Here is a 25,778-nt window from a genome sequence, read left to right on the forward strand (position 1 = left end):
AAGTAATTAGCTCGGTAAAAAACACGTTCCTTTAGGAGATCGGCCGTCAAGAAAAATGCTCAGATCTTTTTACCAAAAACCCTACTTTTAAGCATAGAATTTCACTGCGCATAGCATAGTGATAGTGGGAAGTTTAGGAAAGAAGAAATCAAACTTCTTTATAATAAATAGTCATATTAGGCTGTTTCTTTTGCACTAATTTGTTCTAAGGAACTGCGTATTGAATCCATCTCACTGAATAGCTGAGCAATTTGCTCGTCAATGTCTATTATCACACCTTTTTTCAGTTGTGACTCAATTGAGAAAGCTAGCGCTTTTAATTTAGGAACACCAGTATAACAGGTTGAACCGTGAAACTTGTGAACGACTTTTAATAACTCATCTTTATCACGGGTGTCACGGGCTTGAGTGACTTCTTGTTTAACTGAGTTGAAGGTATCGACCAGTAACGTCAACATTTCAAGGGCTACGTCATGGCGGTTATTTGCCATTTGCAAGGACAGACTCCAATCAATGCCAGTGGTGACGGTCTCTGAGGCAAAGGCTACTTTAGGTTGGCTAATATGTTCACTGTCTACCCATTTCTTAACTAAGGCATCAAATTTCGCCATATCAATGGGTTTAGGTAAGTAATCATCCATGCCTTGTCGCAGTAACATATCCCGCTCGTCTTTAAAGGCATGCGCTGTAAAAGCAATAATCGGGGTACTGGTATTGAGTTCAATTTCTCGGATGTGCTGTGTGGTTTCAACACCGTCCATAACTGGCATTTGTACATCCATCAAAATGAGATCAAACTTCATTTTTTGAGCTTCAATAATGGCGTCTTCACCGCTAGTACACGTTGTTAATTCAATCGACTCATCCGCTAAAATTGTGGCTAATAACTTCAGGTTAATTTCATTATCATCGACAGCCAGCATATGAATAACACGATCATTAGGCTCTGTTGTCTTCTCAATTTCTTCTTGAGGTTCAGGTTCAATATGTGCTTGATGCCAAGCATTTGTGAGTTTATTTAAGCTGAACGGTTTCTCAATTTTGCGCCATTTTGCCAAGTTGTGTTTGTGCTCTTGGTTGATTAAACCTAGCGGTGGCATTAAACAAATGACTTGGCTATTTGGGGCGAGTTTGTTGGCAAAAGAAGCTTGTAATGGCATTAACTCTAAGGTTTCTTCATCTAAATCAGAAGCCAGAATTATTAGATCAAAATGATGCTCTCTTAGCTCATTTTCCCAAGCGGATATATCAGTATGCACAATAACTTGTGCACCGACTTGTTCGAATAGATGTTCATACAAGCCCGAGATGTGTAAGTTGTGATCAAGCACGAGCACTTGTTCTAGCCCTGCTTGTTTTTGCAGCATTTCTGGCTTTTGCGCTGTTGTGATAGGCAATGTCACAATAAAGCGAGTGCCTTGACCTGGCGTGCTATCTAGCTCAATTTTACCATTCATCTGTTTAACCAGGCCTTGAGTGATTGCTAGGCCTAAACCTGTACCACCAAAGCGTCTAGCTGTTGACGCTTCTGCTTGATTAAAGGCAGAGAAAAGTTTCTTTTGTTTGTCTTGGCTAATACCTATACCCGTATCGGCAACAATTAATGTGAAGGTACATTGAGTATTTGATTCACATTCCAGTTGAGTTGAGATTTTAACTGAACCTTTATGGGTAAATTTAATGGCATTTGATAATAGGTTACTGAGGATTTGTTTGAACCTGTGCTGATCGCCGATTACGGCTTCGGGCTGTCTAGTTGCATCGTAATAGATTTCTAGCCCTTTGGTATAAGCATCTTTTGATAGCAAATTAATGACATCTTCCATTGCTGTTGCCAAGTTATAAGCGCTGGCATCTAACTCCATTTTACCTGCTTCTAATTTGGAAAAATCGAGTATGTCGTTCACTATTGTGACAAGGTGATCGGCTGAAGAGTTGATAGTATCGACGTAATCTTGATAGGGCTCTTGTAATTCTGCTCTCGATAACTCCCGAGTAAAACCCAAGATTGCATTAAGCGGCGTGCGAATTTCATGGCTCATGGTCGCCAAAAATTGTGATTTAATTTGGTTGCCTTCTTGCGCCTCTTTTCGCGCGATATCTAACTCGGCGTTTTTCTCTTCAACTAGTTGCAGGTTTTGCTGTAAATCTTGGGTGGCATGAATGATTTCGGCTTCAAGTTTTTCTTGGTTTTCTTGTAATTCGGCAGCCATCATATTGATACCGACTTTTAAGTCATTGAGCTCGTGTTGAACTGGAATATCAATTCGAGCGGATAATTTACCTGCCCCTATCGCTTGTACTGTATCGACAATAGAAATAATAGGGTTGGCAATGCGCCTAATCAAAAGCAACATCATGACTGCTGTGAAAGCCGTACCAATTAAAATCACGGCAAAGATGATCATATTAGTGCGATATACGAAGTATAACGAGCGAGAGATATCCGCTTCTATGTATACGTAACCAAGAGGCGGCGAAAACGAATCGGCTACATTGCGCTTGGCCCAAACACTGTCGTCAAGACGATTATCTTCAAATGGGTAAATACCACGTGACGCGATGATTTTTTCATTTTTTTGTTCGATAAAGTAGGTCCGGCCTTTGAGCTTTATCGGGTTATAAACAGGGCTGGCTTCTTGGTAGTTAGAGGCGACAAATAAATGCCCCTTGTCATCATAAATAGCTATTTTATCTATCGAAAGGGTAGAAGAAGAATGGATTTCTCTGAGCTTAGTTTGCAGGTTACGACGATTATTGGTGACTAGGTTATCTTCGCTAGCAAAGGCAATCGCCTCGATTAAGCTATGTGCTTGTTCTGCAGTAAGTGTCTCGCGTTCATGAGTGATGCGATTCATAAGAAAAGAAGTTAAAGCAATGGCGGTTACCAAAGTGGGTATGACTGCATATATAACAGCATTCGCTTTAATACTGCGGTTAAACATAGCTAATTCCCTGCTGACGTCCGTAGATTAGTCCGTAACCTAAGATAGCATACAAAATAACAAAGGGGCTATACAGCCCCTTATGTTAATTTCTTTTTAAGATTGGCATTTAGCCTTGTTCTAATAACGTGCGTAAATCGATTAATGCCGCATTTGCCCTAGAAACGTAATTGGCCATCACTAACGAGTGGTTAGTGACAACACCAAAGCCAGAGCCATTTAAAATCATTGGGCTATAAACCGTTTGTTGTGTCGACTCAAGCTCGCGAATAATTTGTTTTAAGCTTACTTGGGCATTTTTCTTAACCAGTACATCTTCAAAATCAATTTCAACGGCTTTTAGGAAATGCAGCAAGGCCCAACAAGCACCGCGACCTTCATAGAAAACATCATCTATTTGCCACCAACTGGTTTTAACTTGCAGTTCATGAGCTGTAGGTGTTGATTGTCTAGCGGTTGGGTCGCCGGCTAAGTCGATATTAAACCTGTCTTGCCCGACACTGGCACTCAAGCGTTGAGAAATAGACCCTAAGCGCTTTTCAACTTCTCTTAACCAATCACCTAAGTTATCGGCACGGGTATAAAATTGTGCACTTGATGTGTTTTGATCGGCTAAGCGTTTTCTATAACGCTTTAAGGCAACAACCGCTTGTGCGTATTCATCTTCTGCACTGGGTAAAGCCCAGTTAGTATGTGAGATATTGAATTTAGGTTGAGCAATTTCTAAATCAGGATCGCCGGTTGATTGTGATTGAGAGCGGCTAAAGTCAATTCGCATGGCCAGTGATAAATCTCGAATTTGCTCTAAGACTCCGTATTCAAATGCTGGCATGTTATCCATTATCACACCCGGTGGTAGAATATCGTTAGAAATAAACCCACCCGGTTTGGTCAGTAACCAATTAGACACATCAATCAATGCCGTTGTTGTTGCATAACCTGTAACCATGCGCTCTTTATTCGATTCTGCCACATTAGCGGTACGGCTTTTAACATCATAGGCTGATGGCATCCAACCCCACCACAATGCGATAAGCCAAATTAGAACGGCCAGTAAACTGACGCCTCCGATAATGCTTTTTTTCAAGTTTGGTGACATGCTTTTTGATTCCTAGTGATGGTGTTGATGATGACCGTGATGTCCATGGTGGTGCCCACCGTGACCTTTTTTCACTGTCGCCATAACTTTATAAATTTGGTTGTTATCATCCACTAACGTCAGCGCGACTTTTTCACCTTGTTTTAGCGGCTGAGCTAAGTTTATTAACATAATATGTGTACCGCCACTCTCAAGGCTAAGTGTTTGCCCTTGTTTTATGACAAGTTCATCGACTTGTTTCATTTTTGCCATGCCATCAAGGTGGTAGGATTGGTGAAACTCAACCTTTGCTGAAGCACTTGAACTGGCTTTAATCAGGCGAATGACTTTATTACCTGTATTGGTAAGTTGCATATAAGCTGCAGTATTAGGTACCCCTGGAGGTAATAATCTAACCTGTGGGTCGTCGACTTTAAGGTTAGCTTGGCAGATAAAACTGGCGACAGAAAAGAGTAGGGCTAAAGACCATTTTATTGATGTGTTCATTGCAATCCGTTTGATAAATAACTATTAGCTAGTTGTGTCAATAGAGTAAAGCGATCCTTTGCTTTACTCAATCATAAACTGCCTTAATCCCAACCTTTTAACGTGCTTCTCAAGTTTTTTCCACCTACTTCATGCCAACTGCCATATACAGGGTTTGGCAGCAAGAACCAGCGCTCTCCCCACAGGTCTTTATATTGACGTGTGTAAAGATGACGAGATGGTGATGGGGTATCGGCTGCATTTTTGATCATATCTTCAATATCGTCGCCAATGATCATCAAAATACGGTAACGTTTGGCTAAATATTCGCGGCGTGTACTTTTATCATAGCGCCAGTCTGGGTATTCACCGCGAAACAATAAATCATCCTTATCGAATACCAAGCCGACACGTTTTAACATGGCTAGTGTTTTGGTTTTAGTTGGACACTGGTCTTGCCTTTCAGGAATACAGAGGCGGTTAGAAATAATAAGGATTTTGACTTTAAATTTAGAGGCTTGTTTTATGAAGTCTACAACGCCAGGTAAAATTGGTGCTTTTTGAAAGTCGACCCACTCGTCATAGTACTTACGTTTATGCGGGTCTTTATCTAAATTGAGCTGTGCCCGATAAGGCATAGTGCTAACGATGACATCATCAATCGACATAATAACGGCCGGTGGTAGGTGATCAATGGCGGTATCAAATTGCTCAACTGCGGCTGTCCATTTTTTATCTAATAATGCTGGCTCTAAGCTTTTAGCGGCTAATTTGTAATTTTGAATCAGCATGGCTTCATATTCGGCCGAGTTTTGCATCCAAGAAATGGCCGTCGTGTTATCAGTGATGGTTGCCGATAATTTACTGGATATCAGTAATAAGCCGAGTAATAAAATACGCATAAAGTTAACCTTTTATAATTATTAACCTTGTTATCGGTCAGATGACCTAAGTATTGAGTATAAGTGTGATATCAGCAAAGTATGCTTGACGATCACAAGTGCTTCAGGCAATTTAACGACTAGTTGACAAATAATTAGATATAGAACAATAAATCATGAAGCGTTACCGATTAATCATTGATTGCCCTGACCAAATAGGTTTAGTTGCTGAAGTAAGTCGATTTTTAGCAGAACACCAAGCCTCAATCACAGAAGCGAGTCATCACACGGATAAGGAAACCGGTTGGTTTTTTATGCGTCATGAAATTGAGGCAGAAACATTCAAATTAGGTTTGGATGAGTTTAAAGCTGAATTTGCATTACTGGCTGAAAAGTTCAACATGAACTGGACGATTAACGATTCATCAGAGCGTAAAAATGTAGTAGTGATGGCATCTCGAGACTCTCACTGTTTAGCGGACATCCTACACCGTTGGCACAGCGGTGAGCTCGAGTGCAATATTGTTGCTGTGATTGCTAACCATGAACACTTGCGTCAAATGGCACAATGGCATGGTATTCCTTATCACTATGTTCCTTTCCCGAAAGAAGATAAACAACCTGCATTTGATGAAGTAGCAAACATCATCCGTCAATATGAGACTGATACCGTTGTTTTAGCTCGCTTTATGCAGATTTTCCCTGATGCCTTGTGCCAAGAAATGGCTGGGCAGGTGATTAACATCCACCATAGTTTTTTACCGTCGTTTGCAGGTGCTAAACCTTATCACCAAGCTTATCAGCGCGGGGTGAAATTAATTGGTGCAACTTGTCATTACGTGACGGCTGATTTAGATGCAGGCCCGATTATCGAGCAGGAAATAATGCGAATTAGTCACTCTGACTCAGTTGAGGATATGGTGCGAAAAGGTAAAGACTGCGAGAAAAATGCTTTAGCCAGAGGCTTGCGTTACCACTTAGAAGATCGCGTGATCATTCACCACAATAAGACAGTGGTATTTGCTTAATTTTAAATGAGGTCGATGATATTGGCCTCAGTGTTTACTATTATGGAAAAACTCCCTTATCTCAGCCACTATCCTTTAGCACTGCAGCAACAAATTCAAAACTTACTTGAACAGCAAAAGCTATCTGATTACTTACTTCAAAAGTACCCACAAAAACACGCCATTAATTCTGATGCTCTGTTATATCCTTATGTGATGGATATAAAAAACCAGCATATGAAAAAGTCTGCTCCTATTAGCAAGATTATTTTTGATAAAAAAATAAAAGACGGCAGTAATTCTTTGGGTACACATACTTATGCAGTAAGAGTGCAAGGAAGTAAACTCAAAGCCAAAAATGAAATACGCATTGCAACTTGGTTTCAGCATGTACCGATTGAATTCTTGGATATGATTGTTGTCCATGAACTCGCGCATGTTAGGGAAAAAGAGCATAACAAAGCGTTTTATCAGTTATGCCAGCATATGTTGCCTGATTATCATCAGTTAGAATTAGATACGCGTATCTATTTATTACACGATAAACTAATTGGTGCATTATACTAATTTCAAAATTACTAAAAGTTGGTTTTTTTAGCCATTTTAAATTTCTGAATTATTTTAACTATCTGTTTTTAAAGTGTTTATTTGTTTGGTCTAAGTTTTGCTTTAATTAAACTTTTAGTGAAAAAATTTAATAAGTGACAAGGAGAAAGGTATGGGTCCATTTGAAATGGTCTGCATTATCGTAATTGCAAGTTTAGGTTATGCTGCTTATGAAGCGAAATTGAAAAGTAAAAGTCAGGATGATGCTTTATCAGAAAGCAGCTCTGAGCTTGAAAATATGAAGCAAGAGCTCGCAGAGCTCAAACAACGCGTAGCAGCTCTTGAGACAATTGTTACCGATAAAAAGTACGATTTATCAGAGCAAATTGAAGAGCTTAGAAGCTAACGCTTTTTCTTCAGATAAGGCTGAAGAAAAACAATGATACCTGTTACCAGTAGTACTAAAGACAAGAAGGCAACGGGTAACATTAGCCACAAATTGGCGCTACGCTGGAAAAAAGTAGCGTCATGCAAGCTTTCAATAAAGTCTGAACGTCTCGGTGCTACATTCAATACTTGGTTAGTGGTAGCATCTATCTGAATCTCTACACTGTTGTTACTGCGAATTTTAATCACACCTTTATTTGGCCTGACATCTAACCTGTCTACATCTTGCCAAGAGTCTATTTCTGCTATTTCTATTGATTGAGCCGTGGTTAGTATTTGTTCAAAACTCAGGCTTGGCTGTTTGAACTGACCTTTTGCTGTTGCAGGTTGGATAAAATCAAATTGTTTTTTAACCAAAAGTAAAATACCCGTCACTAAAACGAGCAATAAAGGTAAGGCAATAGCGATACTGATCCATTTGTGAATAAAGCGATTGGTGCGATAAAAACTCATTAAACTCTTTTCGATTTTAGTTGCAGTAAAAGCGCTTAATAAGCGCAGTCATTAATCTCAACACTTTGATTATCTAATTATTAATGACCATTAAACAAGTACTGATTGGACTTTAAATTAACCAAGTCATCAATGATAGAAATCTGATGTTTGAACACAGAAATGCAATGGAGATGGTTTACAGGTTTGTGGGCATATCAATTTAAAATGGGCGTGAGCTGTTTTAGCTCATGCCCATTGCTTTTATCAGATTTGCGTAGGAAGACGGTATAGTTAATTAGTACAGCTAATTTTTAAGGTTAATTATTGCTAACTAAAACCGTGTCTATCACATGAACAATTCCATTTGAGGCCATAATATCGGCATTAATCACTTTGGCATCATTGATATTTAGCGTTTGTGCTTGCGTTGTCACTTTAACCTCATCTCCGTTTAGCATCACTGCGCTATCAACTTGGCTTATGTCTGCTTTTTTATATTCACCTTCAATAACGTGCCTAGATAATAAATCAATAAGTTGAGCTTTATTCTCTGGTTTGAGTAAGTTATCCAGTGTCCCTGCTGGCAACTTTTTGAAGGCGTCATTGTTAGGTGCTAAAAGGGTATATGGGCCACCTGTTCTTAATTCATCGACCATACCCGCTGCATGTATAGCCTGTACCAAGGTATTCAACCCTTGTTGAGTTATAAGCCTCTCTTTTGCTGTGGGCACATATTCAAATTTGGCATTATTGGCAGGCCCTGCAGCCAATGCTGTCGTACTGAAAAACAACAAAGTAGATAGAGTAGGCAGGGCAAATTTAGCAAGTAACGACTTCATGGTTGCATTCCTTTTGGATGAAAAATGTACAGGTTGCTTTCGTAAAAATACGCCAGAGTGAGCCTTGGCGATCAAAAGTAAAACCTAGCTACTAAAATATATACTCAGTTTTGAGTGTCACATTGCGTTTGGGTTCAAAACTGGCCTTATCATCTGCACTCGCATAATAGTGCTCATTAGTGAGGTTATTAACAATAAGGCTAATCGATTGCTGTTGATTAAGCTGATAACTCAAGGACATATCCCAAATCAAAGCACTGTCTCTTGCCTGTTCACTACTCGCCACATCATCTTGTTTGAAACGATAAGACAGTGAGTGGCTAATGTTTATTTGCTTCATCGATAACAAACTTTGCCATTTCAAAGCGTTTGGATGTAAATCAGCCAAGGTGTTGTTGTCTCTATCTTCTCCGGTTTGATGTTGATAACTAAAATGGTGCTCTATTAGCGCAGATGGTTGCCAGCGCAGTGCGACTTCAATACCTTTAATCTTTGCTTTGGCAAGGTTTCGATAGCTTAACGTTTGTTCGTTGAGTCGATAGCGCTCAATGTAATCATCTAACGTGTAGTGATAAATGCTGGTATCAAACTGCCAAGTATCAGCCAATGCCCAGTTGATAGCTAATTGAGCGCCTAAACTGGTTTCAGCTTTGAGATTTTCATTTGCTAGTATTTGCCCTCTTGGGGTGGTACCTGAGTAATAACGTTCAGATAAACTCGGGTAACGAAAGCCGTTGGCTATATCTAACTGTAATTGTGCTGTTTGAGAAACTGCACGGCTAAGTTTAACTGATGCATTAATGTGTTCATCATCTACTTTATGTTTAGCACTATTTTGCTGACTTAATTTGTCATATCTAAAACCTAATTCGAGCTTACTTTGATACCAACTAAAAATGTGTTTACTAAAGAGTGCGTAGTTGCTTTCTGACCTTCAAATCGCATACCAAACGATATTTCGTCATCATATAGCTGATTTTGGTTGTTGATATCGACGCCTTTTCTGGCCAGCCAGTCAATACCAACATAACTGTCGATATTATTAATTGTTAAGCTGTTTAGCCATTGAGCGCCCATCGTGTGGCTTTGGTAGTCATTTAACGACAAATAACGATCTATTTTATCCGTTTGGTTATCCCAATTTTGGTAATGGTGAAATAACTTAAAGGTGCCACCTTCAACGTGGTTAAGCTGAAGTTGAGTGAGTGAATGCTCTTCACTGGGGTAATTACTGACCTCTGTCTCTGGATACTGGTTGTTACTTTTGCCTATGTCTTGCCCGATACTACCAAGCCAAGTCAGCCGAGTATCGATATCTAAAAATTGAGTGTCAAAGCTGATCTTACTGGAAACGCGTTCAAACTCGGTATTAAGTGCTTCACCATTGGCTGATTCATCCTGCTTTGCTTGTTGAATCGATAACCCCGCACGCACTTGATCATCTTTGATGTCAAAAACATTTTTAGCCGTCAAATTCACCGCGTTATTGTTAAAGCTAACACTTGCTTCTAAGCTGGGTTCGATGATGGCTGTTGATAGGTTGACCACCCCGCCTAATGCTTGTGAACCATATAAGACTGAACTTGGTCCTTTTTGGACTTGAACAGCATAGAGTAGACCTGTACTGATAAATGAAATTGAATTGCCTGCTCGCCTGTCAGTAATAATGGGGATACCATCGACTTCAGTACGGATTCGAGAACGACTAAAGCCGCGAATGGCATAACTTTGAAATTGTCCTCCCTGACCATTTAAGGTGCCCCCCGGAATGGTTGTCAATTTATCAGCAAGCGTGCGATTGAGATCAAAACGGTACTCAGGGTTCCATGTCTGAACGGTTAAGCCTTGGAACCCTGTTTAATTAAATTGTTTAGGTGCCATCACCTTGATAACTTCTATTTCATTTGCTTTAGCTAAAGCTTGATAAAAAAGTAAATGAATAAAAAAAACGTTAAAAATGGTGTGAGAAAAGTACTGCGGTATTTCATGGATGGAACATACAACTGAATATTGAAAGCCGGTAACTAAAGCTTAAAAAGTAAAGGCCCTTACATTATTGTAAAGGCCTGTGGTGCGATAAACGGTTTAAATCTTACTATTGGCTTTTGCGTTAAATGCCTTTAGTGCGTCGTTAAATTGTTTACCTTGTTCTTGCTCTGCTTCAACCATTAACTTTTTGATTGTCTCAAACTGTTCCAGGCTAGTGTTATTAGGAGGGCCTTCTGAAGATTCCGCCATATTATGTAGCCAAGTAATTTTAGAAAACAGTTTAGCCGGTTGGTTGATAATTTCAGCCAATGTACGACCAAATGGGATAAAGGTCGATTTGTATTCAGCCATCGCATCTGTTACCGCTTTTGCTGCTGACTCAAGAGTTGGATCTACTTTTGCTTTTGCAATGACTTCTTTTTCGGCAGCCATGGCTTTAGCCAGTTTTGCTGAATAGTCTAAAGATACTTGATACATATCCATCCAATAATCGTATTTCGCATCAATCTCAGCCTGAGAGTATGTTTCATTTGGATTGATATTTAGCATAAAGTCACTGGTTTGTGTTTCACCATCAACTTCTAACTTAACAGTATACTTACCAGGTTTAGCAATAGGCGCTACTTTAAGTAGCGGCGCTTGTGTCCAACGCATATCCCAAACAAACTTATTTAAACCATTGTTAAATGAAGTATCGTCTGCTGTACGTACTTTTAATGCCATATCATCCTTAGTGTAAGTGCGGACGACTTTACCTTCGTCATTAGCAATACTTAAGCTAATATCTGTTGGCTCTCTAGTTAGCTCAAAGTAGATTTTTACACCACGCGGTTTGGCTTCACCTGTCGTTACCCATTCACGTTGCTGTTCACCATTAATCACACCTAGCTCGTAGTACTGCATATTACCGTTTTGGTTTTGTACAAAGTACTTTTTCATTCCAGCAGGGTCGCCGCCTGGTGCATAATCTAGCCACCAAGTGTAGCCAAAGCGAGTGTGGTCTTGTACATTAAACAACATGGCTGGTTTCGAGCCACGCATCGCATCAGCACGAAGTGGCGTAATGTCATCCATGATAAAGAAACCACGACCGTTAGTTGCAATAACTAAGTCATTATCTTTTACTTCAATATCAACCACTGGTGTTGAAGGTAAGGTCAAGCCTAAATCTTTCCAACTTTGACCATCATCCATTGAAACATAGATACCCGTTTCAGTACCTGCGTATAAAAGACCTTTTACTTTGGTATCTTCACGTACAGTGCGAATGGTTTCGTCTTGCGGGAAGTTACTGCTTAAATCTGTCCAAGTTTTACCATAATCCGTTGTCTTAAATAGATAAGGTTTATAGTCATTGGTTGTGTTGTAGTTAGATAAGGCGATATAAGCCGTACCTGCATCATAGTGAGACGGTTCGATTTCACGAGTATGTGAATATTTAGGCAAACCAGGAATGGTTACATTCTTCCAATTTTTACCATCATCCATAGTTAGGTGAATTAAACCATCATCAGAGCCTGTCCAAAGCATGCCTTTTTTCAATGGTGACTCAGCAATTCGGGCTATGGTTGAATAGACTTCTTGACCAAAATATTCTGGTAGCCAAGGCGTACCGGTAATCACTTGTTTGTCTTCATAATCATTGGTTAAATCATCGCTGATTTGGGTCCATGTTTGACCTTCATCCATAGATTTAAAAACGACATTGGCTCCGACATATATAGCGTCATGGTTATGCTCTGAGATAAACCATGAAGTATCCCATTGATGGCGTGTTGGCATATCTTTAGCACCACGACCAAAGATAGGGTCGGGAAGAACACTTCTTTGTTCTGCTTGACCTGTTTTTAAATTTGCTTTGGTAAAAGGTGTTCCGCCACCTGTTGGCTGGCCTGAAGAGATTAAAAATACTACATTGTTATCGTCAGGATCTGGAATAGCTGATGATGTTTCCCCATTGCCAATTACTAAATTCTTATCTTGTGAAATACCACCTAAGCGATCGGCACTGGGTACTTTAAATACTAGGCTATCTTGTGAACTTGCATAGACATTGTATGGGAATTCATTATCGGTATTAACACGATAGAACTGAGCATTTTTTTGCGTGTATTGTGTTGACCAAGTCATGCCGCCATTTAATGTAACACCCACGCCACCATCACTGGTGCGGATCATGCGGTTTGCATCTTCTGGATCAATCCAAACATCGTGGAAATCGTCTTTAATACCAGGCTCTACACGCCAAGTTTTACCAGCGTCTTGTGATGAGAATGTACGATTATTTGGTGACCATAACTCATCGGCATTACCTGGGTTGGCAATAATGTGGCTGTAATAAAATGGTCGACCAATAACTTGGAAGAAATCAGAAGTAAACTCCCAAGTTTTACCATTGTCGTCTGAACGGTACACGCCACCTTTAGTTGCGTTATCCGCTAAGATATAAACGCGATTCGGGTCAGCTGCTGACATAGTAATACCGATACGACCATAATCGCCTTCAGGTAGACCAGGATTGCGACTAATATCTGCCCACGTTTTACCGCCATCAGTTGAATGCATTAAGGCACTACCTGGACCACCGGTTTTAGGACCCCATGCTTTACGCTCAAATTCCCAAACAGATGCAAATAGCTCATTAGGGTTAGACGGGTTGAGTACTAAATCGATAACACCCGTTGTTTCGCTTTTAAATAAAACTTGCTGCCAAGTTTTACCGCCGTCAGTTGTCTTAAATACGCCACCATGTTTACTCGGGCCAAAAGCAGAACCAAAGCCGCTAACGTAAACGGTGTCATTATCATTTGGGTGAATTAATACTTGTGAGATATGTTTAGTGTTTTTTAAGCCAAGGTGAGTCCATGTTTTGCCTGCATCTGTGGTTTTATAAACACCATCACCCCAAGATACATTGTTGCGCATTTGCGGCTCGCCAGTTCCTGCATACATGATATCCGGGTTACTTTGGCTGATCGCCAATGAACCCATAGAACCCGCGCCAAATTGGCCGTCACCCAGTGGCTCCCAGGTATCGCCAGCATCAGTCGTTATCCAAAGTCCTGAGTTGGCGGCATGATAGAATACGTTTTTATTAGTTGGATGGCCTTTGACATCAGAACCACGTAAACCTGTCATTGGCCCAATAAAACGCCATTTCATGGCGTTTAAGTCATATGGCCTTTGTTCAGGAAACGCCACGCGAGGGATTTGCTTGTTAGTGGATTGGTTGCTGACGTTACTACCGTCATTGGTACTGCTACATGATGCTATTGAGCCGGCAAGAACAGCCGTCGTAAACATGGTAATCAATGATTTTTTCATATCATTTCCCTGTACTTATTATCGAATAACCTGTTAGGTGACAATGTGAGTAAACACTTGCTAATGACATAGCGCTACATAATTGGGCTTGGCTCAGTTGCACGCGCAAAATAGGGCGAATGTATTGTGTAACTATATAAATGAGGCTGGTGTTGGATACTCTTTTATTATTGTCTATTTTTTAAATCCGTAGTTTAAAAATATAGCTTAAATTGTTTATATGACAATTACTTAACGTCTATTTTTTATAATTAAGGCACGTCGATATGCCATTTATATTTAGGTGTGTTTTAAATGCTAGAAAGTGGTAAAACGGTTGCAAAGTGTTGGTGCTAAAGCTAGGCTGAACAACCAAAATGGCCTTATAGTTCAAATGGATAGAACAGTCGCCTCCTAAGCGATCGATCTGGGTTCGAGTCCCGGTGGGGCCGCCATGTTGTACACAGCATGAAAAAACAAAAAAGCGAGGTGTGGAACAAACACCTCGCAAACGCTTTGGACTGCAAAAAATAGCTAACTATTAGTTGCTATAGGCTTCAAAGAACCATACTGAACCTGGTTTCCAAGTTGGGTTTGATGTATGAGCATGAACAACTTTGTAAGTCATACCCATGTAGCTAACCATATCGCCCACTTCATAAGCGACTTGTTCACCACTCCACATCATTGCTTCGTCAGCCATGACTTTTATTGTCACTGTTGCAACTGGATTTAAGAAGCGGTGAACGCGGCTGTCTAAATCTGAGTAACCGCCCATAGGGTCATTATCACCGACAATACCAGGGTGAACGTGAACATATTCATTCTCTGATAAATATGGGTAAGCCATACCGCCCGTATTGCTCATTCCAATCGGATTAGCCGGAATACCAGCTGCACCTGGCATACCACCACCGTTGACAATTTCATCATTAAGTTCGGTACCTGCATCATAACCATCTAACTTAATTGAGTAAGTACCTGATACTTGTGGAATCGTCCAGCTGTCTAAGCCAACAAAACCGTCATTTGATGGAAGTAACATGCTGGCAATTGAAAGATATTTGTAATCCATCGTGTCTAACATGAAGGTATGAGATTGACCTGGGAAGGTTAAACCCGATTCTGGGTTTTGTTGACTTGCCATGCCGTAGCCTGACATGTTTACTTTTTCAATTAGCATGCTTGTATCACCGCCTTCAGCAATAGCTTGAAGTTCAGCTGATGCCATTTCGCCAATTGTGTAAAATTTTACACCTTTGTTGTGAGCAGATACTGCATACGGAGTGAACGCTGTGCCAGCTGTTGCGTTGTTGATTGTTACTTCAACTTTAGCGGCTTGTGCTTGAGAGGTAATAGCGGCAGTTAATGCCAATAATGCGAGTTGCTTTTTCATATTTTTATTCCTTTTAAACATTGTGTATTGGTACTGCTAGGAATAAATCTAAAGTTAATTTATAACGAAATTATCACAATTAAAAAACAAAAAAATAACAAATTAAATTTGGTTTTTTATTGTTATTAAGTAATTGATATTTATTGTTTTTACTTAGGTTTTAATCATTTAAAAGTAAAAAAGGCAGCGTTAAGCTGCCTGTTTTTATCTTTGAGTCTGGTTATTAAGTCCTAGTTATTGAGGTTAACCACCACCTGGGCCACCACCACTTGCGCCCATACCTGCTTGACTCTCAATCGTTAGCTTACGGCGCTCTTCACGCTCAAGCTCTTTTTTGTAGTGATCTTGAACACGTTTTTCTGCTAAGCCCTGATTAAGACCAAGTTGAAAACCTTCTCTTAATTCTAAAGGACAAACACTGCTATCAGCGATACCCTCTTGACCAAGTTTAAGGCCATTGTCATAGTTACAATATTCGGCAATCCCTTTTCTAAACCCGGCGATGTAGTCTTTTTTCGCGTGTGCAGGTAATTGTTCACCACATTCAGCAGTATAACGATTAAACTCTCTGACGCTTAAGCCTGAAGTACCTACCTCGTAACCAAGGTTATTGTAGTTGCCAGACATACATTTAAAAACGGTTTTCTCCGAAGTTGAAACGCCATTGCTTTGACACCCTGCTAACAGGGCAGCAGAGCTGATTAATGCCAATGTTATGTTCATTTTCATAGTGAGTGCCTCTTTCGTTTATGCTTGGTTTTGATATTGCGTTTTAATAATGTTTTTAATGAGTTCTATTTGTTCATCTAACCCGCTTACCTCTGGATACCTGAGCATTACCTGATTCAAAATACTCAGTGCTGCGGGGTAATCTTGGGTATCGATATAAAGCTGTGCCTTACCTAAACTGGCTTGTTTATGCCATTGGTTAAATGCTTCTGCTCGGATATACAGGCTTTGCGCCTTGATGTAGTTTTTATTCGCACGAGCAAATTCTGCGTATTCCAATAAAGCTTGCCCATTATTGGGGTCTTTACTGACAGCCAGTGAGAAGTGTGACTCGGCTTGTTTGGTTTGCTTTTGTTTTGATTTGATAAGCGCGCTATGGGTGTAGTACACACTTTGTTCCTGATCGGTAAACTGTTTTAACTGTGAACTGAAGCTGCTTAGTACTTCATTAGCTTGCTGCCACATCTGTGCTTGATCAAGCCAAGTCAAATAGGCGTTGAGCGTTTTTATCGGGAGTTTGCCACCTTCAATATGGTATTTGATGAGTTCGACTGCGCGATCAAAACTCTCTGCTTGTAAGTGCAACTGAGCTGCTGTCTTTAACGTATTTTCGTTTTTATCACCATTTAAAATGGCCATCTCTAGTGCAGATAATGCATCGCGAGTTTCATTTTGCTCGAGGTAAATCGCAGCCAAGTTAACCCATAATTCGGGGTTGTCTTGTTTGGTTGCAATCTGCTCTTCGAGTAATGCTTTTGCCGCTTGATACATTTTGGCCTGTGTTAAGGCTACAAATAAGCCTTGTAACCACTGTGCTTGATTGGGTTCGATCATCAATGCTTGCTGATAAGCTGAAATTGCACTGTATGGACCATGCAGCGTCAGGTTTAAGTAAGCGAGTTGACCGTAAATCATGGCGTCATTTGCCCCCAATGAAACGGCTTTTGCGAAGTAATCGCGCGCTTTTTTATAGTCTTTTTTGACCAAGTAAAGTTGCCCTAAATCAGCGTGTGCTCGAACGAGTTGTGGCTTTCTTGCCAGTACTGCAAGGTAAGTTGCCTCGGCGCGCTCGAAATCCTCAATAGCGAAGTAAACCTGGGCTTTTAGTGCCAACATGGCTGGGCTGAGCTCAATTTCCCAGTACTCTTCAAGTTCCTCGACCACGGCTTGAATATCATTGCCTTCTAACTTGGCTTTTAAGCGCTCTGCTTGTTCGTACTCTTCAGGCGCTATAGAGGCCTCTCGGTCACTATAGGGGCCTGTGAACTGAGGAAGAACAAAGGTTGGTTTAGATAACGCTAAAGTCATCGGTTCCTGTTCAACTAATTGAGCTGCATGTGTTGTTTGACTGCATAGGGCTAAACTGAAACAGCCTGCAACTAAGTATTTTAATGTGTTAATCGTTTTCATCATTTAACCTGCAAAGTTAAAATTAATGCCATATAGATAAATAGCCTGAACGGGCTGCCCATCTTTTTTAGGAATAGTGAAGCGCGCTGAAGCAACCCACTTTCTGATCACCTCTATCATCTCCGGGTAAACGGGATTAATAATGCGTTTGACGTATGGCTTGCCTTGTAAGTCAATAATCAACTCGACAGAGGTTTCGACCCGTCTGATCCCTTTTTTCTTTATTTTCCTCGGAGGAGGGAAGTACTGCTGTGATACCACTTTAGGCACTTGGTCTAATGTTTTTACCTCAAACAGTGGCATATTGAGCTGCATTGATTCTTGGATTGCTAATGCATCCATTTTGAATTCGGGCAACTTAATATCTTCAACCTGAGGGGTATCCATTTTTGGCGTTTTTGAATAATTAAGTGTTGGCCCGCCACCCAAACCTACCAAGTCGATACTTGCTTCAGAAGCATCACTCGACTCTTGCTGCTCTTCCACTTGAGGTGGAGGAGGCGGTGGTGGTACGGGTAACGCGACATCGACCTTTCTGATCGTGACTTTCTCTTCGGGGGCTTCAGGCTTTTTCTGTAAAAGAATGATGCCGAGGCTTAAACCTGCCACTAGCCCTGAACTGATCAGCCAAGGCAATGTCGATACCATGATATTGCGTGTATGACTCATAATGGCTTCTCGCTATTTGGCTAACGTCGCAATGCTAATGTTGTCGATACCAGCTAATTTGGCCTGATCGATAACTTTAACTAGTAGCTCTGTTGGCACTTTTTTATCAGCTTGGATCACCAGTGGTTTATCTGCATTGCGGGTAGCTTGCGATAAAGTAGCTCGGACCCCTTTGATTCCTATGTTGGTGCCTGCATAGACCACGTTGCCATTTTGAGTGATCGCCAACATCAAAACCGAGCGTTTAAGTTGCTTGGTTGAGACAGCCGTTGGCTTATCAATATCAACACCTGTTTCTTTGACAAAGACAGTTGTGACGATAAAGAAAATCAACAGGATAAATACCACATCTAATAAAGGTGCTAAGTCCAATTCCTGAGATTTACTCTCTTCTATTTTTGATTCGATAAATGATTTCATTGTGCAACCACCTGCCAGCTTTTGTGAGCAGACGTTAACCAAGTCAGCAATAGCAAGCCGGGTACGGTTAACACTAACCCCAGTTGAGTGGTAAACATGGCTTCAGCGATGCCGCCACTGATTACCTCTTGCATATCAAAACCGTTGTTCACCGACATTTGGAAGAAGGTCGATAATAGGCCGCTGATTGTGCCAAGTAGGCCAAGTAAAGGCAGTGAAGAGAGCATGCTTTTCAATGCTGATTGCCAGTAAATACAACGTTGTGACCATTGCTGATTACGGCCTGAAAATAGGCATAAATCGAGCAGTTTGGCGTAGCAAAAAAACGCGACGGCTAAGATGGCCCAGATCACTAAGTTGTTAAGAAGGAATAAATATTTGGCTAAGATTTCCATATATCCCCCTTAAGCGAATTCAACTTTACTTAAGCGAATAGCATTGGTTTCAAGCTTAGCGTTGTAGCTCTTACTTCTGCGGCTTAACAAGGCACTGACAATCAATGACGGGATAGCAACAATTAACCCAAGCTCTGTGGTAATGAGGGCTTCAGAAATACCACCAGATACAGTAGCAGCATCACCTGTACCAAAGGTATTCATCATCATAAATGTGCTGATCATGCCAGACACTGTGCCCAGTAAACCCAATAGCGGAGCAATGGCTGCACTTGTTGCAATGGCGCCTAAGAAGCGTTCTACTTTGTGGCGATATTCCATCAGATATGCCACGAGTAAATCATCTCTGTGCTGAGAAATAGGCGTTTCAATCGCAATATTCACCAGTTGTTTTTGCGGACCACTAAGCGTTTCTGTGACTGCGGCAAGCTTGGCTTCTTTGTCAGGCATTGAGCTTGATGTGATTTGATTTAAGCGTTGCGATAAATTGATGTCTATTTTAGGTAAGCGAAGTAGTTGAGCGGCTTTAATTAAAGAGACGATCAGCGATAAAGTACCGAAGAACAAAATAGGTAAAGCCCAAACACCGCCTTTTTCAATGTGCTGGAGTATACCTTTGTCTTGTTTTTGTATTTTACTGGCATTGCCTAGCGTAGGGTCAAAGCTCAGTAGTGCTTGCCCGGTATTGAATAGGTCTTGCAACATATTCATGTTATTCGCTTGATAGGCTTGTTGTTGAATACTTGGGTAAGCGTTGTTAATGGTATCTCTTAATAAACCACCAGATTGACTTGCTTTGTCATAAGCAATTTTGACTGGCCCCAAAGGTAGAACATCTAATTCTTTAATCACCCCATTATTGATAACCACAGGTGTTTTTTGCCAGCTCGGGGCAAGCGCACTTTTTAAATGGGCCTGAACTTTGATTAAGGTGTACTGATCGACAATTAAGTTGCCTTCATCACTGCGTTTAGTGCTGATACCCGTATTGTTGAAGTAACTTTCTAACACTTGCTGCTGGTAGTTAACTTGAGCGGCCCATGCTTCTACTCGATCGCTTAATTGATTTAAACTCAACATCTGTTCATCAGCGACACGTTGTTGTGAAGCGGCTTTTTTTCTTAAGCTAGCCACTTCTTTTAACAGGCTTTCCGTCTGCTGGCTCTGTTTTAAACTCTTATTATTCAGACTTTTTTCCAAAGCCGTTAATTCAGTTCTCGTATCGATAATGCGCTGTTTTAACGTGTCAGTATTGGTGTTTGCCTGAGCAGGTTGCATTGCCATTAATAACAATGAGGCTGCGATAAATTTAACGGATTTCATTTTAAAGCTCCTCTGATGTCGTTGTTAAAGCAAGTGGTAACTGCACATATTTAGCCAATGTAGGTTGGGCTAAAATTTTTCTCACATTAGCGATATCTTCTGGTTGCAAGGGCGAGTTCAAAACGGCTTTTGTGTTATCGCCGTGCCACCATTTCCAGCCGAGTTGCTCGCTGCGGCCGTATCCGAAATGACTGTTATCTTCACTGATATACCAAGCGTGGGTTAGACCTAGATAAATTTGGTCAACTAAGATGGTTTTTTCTTGGCCTTGGTGTTCAATCGTCATCATGCTTTGGTTGATGGCAACACGTTGATTGAACTCATCTGCTGATTTGAGTAAAACCAACAAACGCTCGAGCTTTTCACTGCTTGTTGCTGTTTCTGAATGTAATAAGCTGGCTTTGTCCTGCCATTCATCTTGTAAAGGAGGGGGTAATCTAGGTTGTACGACCGCAATAAATTCAATTGCTTGAACTAATTGCTCATCTAAAATGGCTTGTTGGTTTTCCAAGTTTTGCTGCTTATTGGTTAACGCTAAACGCTTTTCATCAACTTGGTTTTTGTTTTCATCCGCTTTTTTTAACAAGCTAGAAAGTTCATTCTTTTCTAATGTTAAAAGCTGCTGTTTTTGTTTTAAGTATTCGTTTCTTGCTTGCCACTCTTGTTGTAACCGACCTTTTTGGCTTTCCAGTTGCAACCATTGGTTCATCAATTCATTCAATTGGTTATAACTCTCTGCCATAGAAAAGGAAGAGAAGGACAGCAATATCAAAGCAATTATTTTCTTCATTGTTGTAGCCTGATTGTTATTCTGTAGTTTTAAACGAATACCTAGGTCTGTTTTGGGTTAGACCCAGGCAAGTGCTCAAGAAATAATCTATTGGAAATCATTCACCTCGCAAAGAGGCGGCGAATAAGTATCAGAAGCTTTCAGGTGGAAGGTGAATAAATTGTTAAAAAACAGTGTTTTAGTTGTTTTTTCACACTGAGTGTTTTCACATGTTTTCACATAAAATGATATATATGACTATTGGTCACTCTGCTGAAAGGGCTTGTTAGCTTGGAAGTCTGACTTATTTTAGAGGGAATTCATCGTGTAAAAGGCCTGAATAATTTGCCAATAAAAGGAGAACCTGAATCGTATTCTACCTTCAATATTGGCGTTAACGTCGAACTTAATTAGCTACTTTTTCCGGTTTAGTTATCTAAATCATTGATTAGCGTTTTATTAATGTCAGCGGCTTTATCAAAATCATAGTTATCTAAGGCATCCGCTATCGCTTGAATGCGAGACTGGTATGACAATGGTAATTGATAAGCCATTAATTGTTCTGTTAAGTGAATGGCCTCAGCATCAAAGTCATCAATTAAGCGAGAAAGCTCCAGTAGTTTCTCAATCACTTGTTGCTGCTCTATTGGTGTTTCAGCTGGCGCTGATAGTTGAGTGTTCTGTGCTAAATATCGGTTAATTTCTTCTATAACATTTGCAAGCTCAAATTTGGTATCGATAAGTGCTTGCAGTTGCTGATCTTTATTAGCGTGCTCTAGTGCTTTAGCTTTATCGAATAAATGCACTGCACCTATATTTCCTGCATTACCTTTTAGTGTATGAGCAATACGATTAGCGGTTTGCTCAGATTCGCCGCTAGCTTGAGTATATTGCTCGGCAAACGAGATTTGCTGCTCGGCAAATTTGCTTATTAACCGTAAGTACAGTGTTTGATCTTGATTACAGGTTGCAAGACCTTTATCAACCATGACATGTTGCCAAGGGAAGTCGTTGAGCGCTAACTGATTACCCTTAACTGTGTCCTCTTTTATTGGTTGTAAGGTGCTTTGCTCCTCATTTTCTAGCCATTTCTCTATGGTGTTAAACATAGTTTGAGGCTCTATGGGCTTGGCTATATAGTCGTTCATGCCTGCATCAAGCACGTCATCTTTAGAACCTGACATTGCATTGGCTGTCATGGCAATAATCGGTAAGTCAGGATGTGTTTGTCTGATTTTTTTCGTGGCTGTGAAACCGTCCATAACCGGCATTTGCAAGTCCATTAACACTAAATCAAAATCTTGCGCTTGCACCTGTTCGACTGCTTGTTGTCCATTTTCAGCGAGTGCCACTTGAGCGCCTTCTTGAGTTAATAATGCACTGGCTAATTCTTGATTAAGATCGTTATCTTCAACAAGTAAAACACTAGCGCCATTTAAGTCACCTGATTTTTGTTGTGTGATAGCGTTTGGTTGAATTAGCGCTTGCTGGTCGCGCTTAAAGCGAATTTTAAAGTGAAAGTTGCTCCCCTTATCAGGCTCACTTTCTACTGCTATTTCACCTGACATTAAATTGATTAAGTTCTTACAAATGGTCAGTCCCAGTCCTGTACCACCGTATTTGCGGGTAGTAGAACTATCTGCCTGACTGAAGGATTGAAATAATTTTGCTTGCTGCGCTTTAGATAGTCCTATGCCGGTGTCTTTAACCGAAAAATGCAGTAAAGCTTGTTGCTCATCTTGTTCAATGGATTGAATCGTTAAAGTAATTTTCCCCTGTTCGGTAAATTTAATCGCATTACTGGTTAAATTAATTAAAACTTGTGACAGCCTTAACGGGTCGCCTACTAAATCATTTGGCACTTGTTGATCTAATTCGATTAAGAAGGTGAGTTGCTTTTGCTCTATCTTGTGCTTAAACATCTCATCAATATTTGATAATACTTGTCTGATATTAAGCTGTGTGGCTTCTATTTCTAACTTACCCGCTTCAATTTTAGAGAAATCGAGAATGTCATTGAGAATACCTAATAGTGATTTTGCCGCGCGATGTACTTTCTGAATGTAGTTAAGTGTTGATTTGTCTTTGGCCGTTTCTTCGGCCAATTGTGACATGCCGATAATGGCATTCATCGGTGTGCGAATTTCATGACTCATGTTAGCTAAAAAGTCAGACTTGGCCTGATTAGCTTCATCGGCCATTTGCTTCGCTTCAAGTAACATATTGGTTGCAGCGAGCCTTTGGCTAATATCCCTTAAAATGATCACACTACCGACGTTTTGTTGATTAAACCGTATCGGTTGAGCACTGATTTCAACATCTATAGTCGAGCCATCCGCTAAGGTGATATTCGTTTCTTGTTCAGATAAGGGCTTGGTTTGCTGACTTAATTGCTCAAACACCGCGCCTTCATTTTCATTGGTCATGCTAAATAATGACGCTAGAGGCAAGCCTAATACTTGGTTTTGGCTTTGTTTTAATAACTGAGCCGCGACTGGATTAATGTATTTACAGCTGGCATCGGCATTAAGGCCCACAATGGCATCGGCAACGGCGCCTAGCATTAATCTATTATCTAGTTCACTTCTCTCTAATTCCACTTGCTTTGACGCTAATTCATTAGTTCGGCTAGCGACTTTTTGTTCTAACTCGGCTTTAGAGCTTTCCATCAACTGAAATGCATTTTTGCCAACAAACATTAAAAACGCAGAAATAATGGTGACCAGTGAAATGGCTGCAGCAATTGTGGCGATTAAAATAAATTCTAGCTGGCTGTATTCATTTAAAATTTCTTGCTCTTCAATTTGGGCCACTAAAGTAAGCCTTAAAGTGTCAAACCAAGACCAAAGGCCAATGACTTGCTTGCCACGATAATCACGATAGCTAGTGAGCTGACTGCCTGATTTCATCGTGGCGAGTAAAGGGGCAAGCTCTGAGCCTTTAATACTTAAATTGAGTGTTGAATGATCAGCTTTAATTTGTCCCGACTCTAACATTTGGCCGTGAAACCTAGACTCAGAAGCAAAATCGCCATCTAATTTGACGGCAAATACTTCGCCCGTGTGATTGAAGTGGACGGTTTTAAACAAGGCGCTAAAGCGTTCTAATGGATCAATTCTCAGGGCTAATACAGCAATGATTTGACCGAGTTCATTTCGAATTGGAGATAAACTAAACATAGTAGGCGGCTTGGTCTGGGCCGTTTGATCAAAATAAACATCAGACACAATAGGAGGGGTAATTAACGTTTCACCATCTAATACTTGAGCAAAAAGCTGTGGTAGCGTCAATTTAACAAGGTTGAGCGTACCAATATTGGAGTCTCTCGCCGAAGCAATACTCACGCCCTGTGTATCGATGACAAAAAAGCCAGTGCTTTGCGTTAGATTAATTCGCTGTGCTATCAGACTCCTCAATTTATCAAGTGCTTGAGGATGTTGATTAAGTAATGCCGTTACCCATTGTTTTATCTCAGGCTCATCTGCAATTGATTTAGTGGTTTCAATTTGACCGCCTTGCCACTCGTTAATCAATTGCATACTGGTATCGAGTGCTAGTCGCATATTCTCGACATAGTTGTCATATAAATTGGTTTTGTGTTCTTTTAGGGTCAAATAAGCGGCGAGGGTAAAGATTGAAAAAATTAGGCACATAGTGGCGCCAAAACTGTAGTTAAAACGTTGTGAACCAAATAAATTGGCAATTTGTTTTTGGCGATAAAAATAAAATGCAAAGCCAATTAGTAGGATAAAAATACAGGCAAAGGCGGGTAGTAAGTACTTGATTACATCTGATTCTTTAATTGGGTGAGCCTGGGTACTTTGTTTTATTCTGGGCTGCCATTTATCAAATAACTGATTCATCTTTTGATGATCGATTTTGTCTAAGGCATAGTTAAGCATTTGCGCTATTTCGGGTTTGTCTTTGTTGACGCAAAATCTCAATGTGGTAGCTGATTTAAAATGTGTTTCGCGAAAGTTTAAGCTTTTGATTTTATGTTTATTGATCCAATAAATAATTGAGCTGCTGTAACTGACAAAGGCATCGACCTTACCTTGTAAGACAGCCAGTAAACCCGCCTCATCATTTTTAACTTCAATGAGTTGAGCGTCTGGAAAACTGGCTTTTAATTCATAAACAATGGAGAAACCTTCAGGGGCGGCAAGCTTTAAGCCTTCTTTCCATGTTCTGCTGGCCAGATACTCTGGGTTATCATTGCGGGTTACTACCCCTTGACTGAGGGTTAAAACAGGTTGGCTAATTGCGTAATCTTGATCTCTACCGGGCAATCTTGCGCAGTAACTCAATACGTCTATTTTGCCATGCTTACTGTCATTAACGTTTTCACTCCAGCTTTTTCCCGCAGCAAAATTGATGGTGCTAGGCAGTACATCATCAATGAGTTGGTAGATGTCTTTTCCAAGTCCTGTGGGGTTATTTTGTGCATCAACAAAGTCATAAGGAGGTGTATCTTTGGTGACGCTGACCGTGATGGTTGGGTGCTGTTGATACCATGCATTTAATTGCGCTTCGTTTTCACTGGCTTGGCAATAAGCAAAGTAAAAGAAAAGGAAAAAGAAGCGGAGCCAGTGAGTTATTTTTAGCATGCTTGGTAGAAATTAAAAGTTCCTATATTTCAGTGAATTAAGTGTAGCTGAAATATAATAAAAACCAGTTTTTTCTACCAAACCATGTTTAAGGTGATAGTGAA

Annotated in this window: 20 protein-coding genes, 1 tRNA gene and 1 pseudogene; 4 read left to right on the forward strand and 18 right to left on the reverse strand. The window is 40.4% G+C overall.

The window, feature by feature from the left end; genetic code table 11:
• Positions 1-176: 176 nt before the first annotated feature.
• The 4 genes from HR060_RS07250 to HR060_RS07265 all read right to left on the reverse strand — a co-directional run bounded on the left by HR060_RS07250 (position 177) and on the right by HR060_RS07265 (position 5,411).
• On the reverse strand, positions 177-2,945 hold the full coding sequence (locus tag HR060_RS07250) for an ATP-binding protein (RefSeq protein ID WP_174199629.1): 2,769 nt from the start codon (positions 2,943-2,945) through the stop codon (positions 177-179).
• 109 nt (positions 2,946-3,054) lie between these two features.
• The gene (locus tag HR060_RS07255) at positions 3,055-4,044 is read right to left on the reverse strand and encodes a DUF2333 family protein (protein WP_174199630.1); all 990 of its coding nucleotides are present in this window, start codon (positions 4,042-4,044) and stop codon (positions 3,055-3,057) included.
• Between the two features lie 12 nt (positions 4,045-4,056).
• Positions 4,057-4,530 (reverse strand): copper chaperone PCu(A)C, encoded by a 474-nt coding sequence (locus HR060_RS07260; RefSeq protein WP_174199631.1) that lies wholly within the window; start codon positions 4,528-4,530, stop codon positions 4,057-4,059.
• A gap of 83 nt (positions 4,531-4,613) precedes the next feature.
• Positions 4,614-5,411, reverse strand: coding sequence for an HAD family acid phosphatase (locus HR060_RS07265; RefSeq protein WP_174199632.1), 798 nt, complete (start codon positions 5,409-5,411; stop codon positions 4,614-4,616).
• Between the two features lie 152 nt (positions 5,412-5,563).
• Between HR060_RS07265 and purU the strand changes: the two genes are divergently transcribed.
• The 3 genes from purU (at position 5,564) to HR060_RS07280 (ending at position 7,349) form a co-directional block, all read left to right on the forward strand.
• The gene (gene purU / locus HR060_RS07270) at positions 5,564-6,418 is read left to right on the forward strand and encodes a formyltetrahydrofolate deformylase (RefSeq protein ID WP_425487456.1); all 855 of its coding nucleotides are present in this window, start codon (positions 5,564-5,566) and stop codon (positions 6,416-6,418) included.
• A gap of 42 nt (positions 6,419-6,460) precedes the next feature.
• Positions 6,461-6,964, forward strand: coding sequence for a M48 family metallopeptidase (locus HR060_RS07275; RefSeq protein ID WP_174199634.1), 504 nt, complete (start codon positions 6,461-6,463; stop codon positions 6,962-6,964).
• Between the two features lie 151 nt (positions 6,965-7,115).
• Positions 7,116-7,349, forward strand: a complete 234-nt coding sequence (locus HR060_RS07280) for a hypothetical protein (protein ID WP_174199635.1) — start codon at positions 7,116-7,118, stop codon at positions 7,347-7,349.
• On the opposite strand, the gene HR060_RS07285 is transcribed toward HR060_RS07280, so the two are convergent.
• From HR060_RS07285 to HR060_RS07305, 5 genes and pseudogenes are all read right to left on the reverse strand, one after another.
• Positions 7,346-7,843 carry a PepSY-associated TM helix domain-containing protein gene (locus HR060_RS07285; RefSeq protein WP_174199636.1) on the reverse strand — a complete coding sequence of 166 codons (498 nt, stop codon included), beginning with the start codon at positions 7,841-7,843 and terminating at the stop codon, positions 7,346-7,348. The two genes, HR060_RS07280 and HR060_RS07285, sit on opposite strands and share 4 nt — an antisense overlap.
• A 299-nt stretch (positions 7,844-8,142) precedes the next feature.
• Entirely contained in the window at positions 8,143-8,664 is a 522-nt protein-coding gene (locus HR060_RS07290; protein ID WP_174199637.1) for a fasciclin domain-containing protein, read from the reverse strand.
• A 91-nt stretch (positions 8,665-8,755) separates the two neighbouring features.
• Complete coding sequence (locus tag HR060_RS07295; protein WP_174199690.1) at positions 8,756-9,562, reverse strand: TonB-dependent receptor domain-containing protein; 807 nt, start codon at positions 9,560-9,562, stop codon at positions 8,756-8,758.
• Positions 9,529-10,449, reverse strand: a pseudogene (locus HR060_RS07300) (TonB-dependent receptor plug domain-containing protein); the annotation flags it as partial. The gene HR060_RS07295 and the pseudogene HR060_RS07300, both read right to left, overlap by 34 nt.
• Before the next feature lie 300 nt (positions 10,450-10,749).
• Entirely contained in the window at positions 10,750-13,977 is a 3,228-nt protein-coding gene (locus tag HR060_RS07305) for a WD40/YVTN/BNR-like repeat-containing protein (protein WP_174199639.1), read from the reverse strand.
• Positions 13,978-14,335: 358 nt separating this feature from the next.
• Here HR060_RS07305 and HR060_RS07310 point away from each other — a divergent pair.
• Positions 14,336-14,411, forward strand: a tRNA-Arg gene (locus HR060_RS07310).
• Between the two features lie 86 nt (positions 14,412-14,497).
• Here the strand turns inward: HR060_RS07310 and HR060_RS07315 are convergent.
• From HR060_RS07315 to HR060_RS07355, 9 genes are all read right to left on the reverse strand, one after another.
• Positions 14,498-15,352 carry a spondin domain-containing protein gene (locus tag HR060_RS07315; protein WP_174199640.1) on the reverse strand — a complete coding sequence of 285 codons (855 nt, stop codon included), beginning with the start codon at positions 15,350-15,352 and terminating at the stop codon, positions 14,498-14,500.
• Between the two features lie 243 nt (positions 15,353-15,595).
• Positions 15,596-16,081, reverse strand: a complete 486-nt coding sequence (locus HR060_RS07320) for a DUF2799 domain-containing protein (RefSeq protein WP_174199641.1) — start codon at positions 16,079-16,081, stop codon at positions 15,596-15,598.
• Between the two features lie 18 nt (positions 16,082-16,099).
• The gene (locus HR060_RS07325; protein ID WP_174199642.1) at positions 16,100-17,494 is read right to left on the reverse strand and encodes a tetratricopeptide repeat protein; all 1,395 of its coding nucleotides are present in this window, start codon (positions 17,492-17,494) and stop codon (positions 16,100-16,102) included.
• On the reverse strand, positions 17,495-18,160 hold the full coding sequence (locus HR060_RS07330; RefSeq protein ID WP_174199643.1) for an energy transducer TonB: 666 nt from the start codon (positions 18,158-18,160) through the stop codon (positions 17,495-17,497). It lies immediately after the preceding gene.
• A gap of 12 nt (positions 18,161-18,172) precedes the next feature.
• Positions 18,173-18,580: an ExbD/TolR family protein gene (locus HR060_RS07335; RefSeq protein WP_174199644.1), complete on the reverse strand. Its 408-nt coding sequence runs from the start codon at positions 18,578-18,580 to the stop codon at positions 18,173-18,175.
• The gene (locus HR060_RS07340) at positions 18,577-18,975 is read right to left on the reverse strand and encodes a MotA/TolQ/ExbB proton channel family protein (RefSeq protein WP_174199645.1); all 399 of its coding nucleotides are present in this window, start codon (positions 18,973-18,975) and stop codon (positions 18,577-18,579) included. Before HR060_RS07340 ends, HR060_RS07335 begins: the two co-directional genes overlap by 4 nt.
• 9 nt (positions 18,976-18,984) lie before the next feature.
• Positions 18,985-20,298, reverse strand: a complete 1,314-nt coding sequence (locus tag HR060_RS07345; protein ID WP_174199646.1) for a MotA/TolQ/ExbB proton channel family protein — start codon at positions 20,296-20,298, stop codon at positions 18,985-18,987.
• Position 20,299: 1 nt separating this feature from the next.
• Positions 20,300-21,088 (reverse strand): DUF3450 family protein, encoded by a 789-nt coding sequence (locus tag HR060_RS07350; protein WP_174199647.1) that lies wholly within the window; start codon positions 21,086-21,088, stop codon positions 20,300-20,302.
• A 407-nt stretch (positions 21,089-21,495) separates the two neighbouring features.
• Entirely contained in the window at positions 21,496-25,674 is a 4,179-nt protein-coding gene (locus HR060_RS07355) for a response regulator (RefSeq protein ID WP_174199648.1), read from the reverse strand.
• Positions 25,675-25,778 lie beyond the last annotated feature (104 nt).

The sequence above is a fragment of the Marinifaba aquimaris genome (assembly GCF_013328345.1).
Taxonomy (GTDB): Bacteria; Pseudomonadota; Gammaproteobacteria; order Enterobacterales; family Alteromonadaceae; genus Marinifaba; species Marinifaba aquimaris.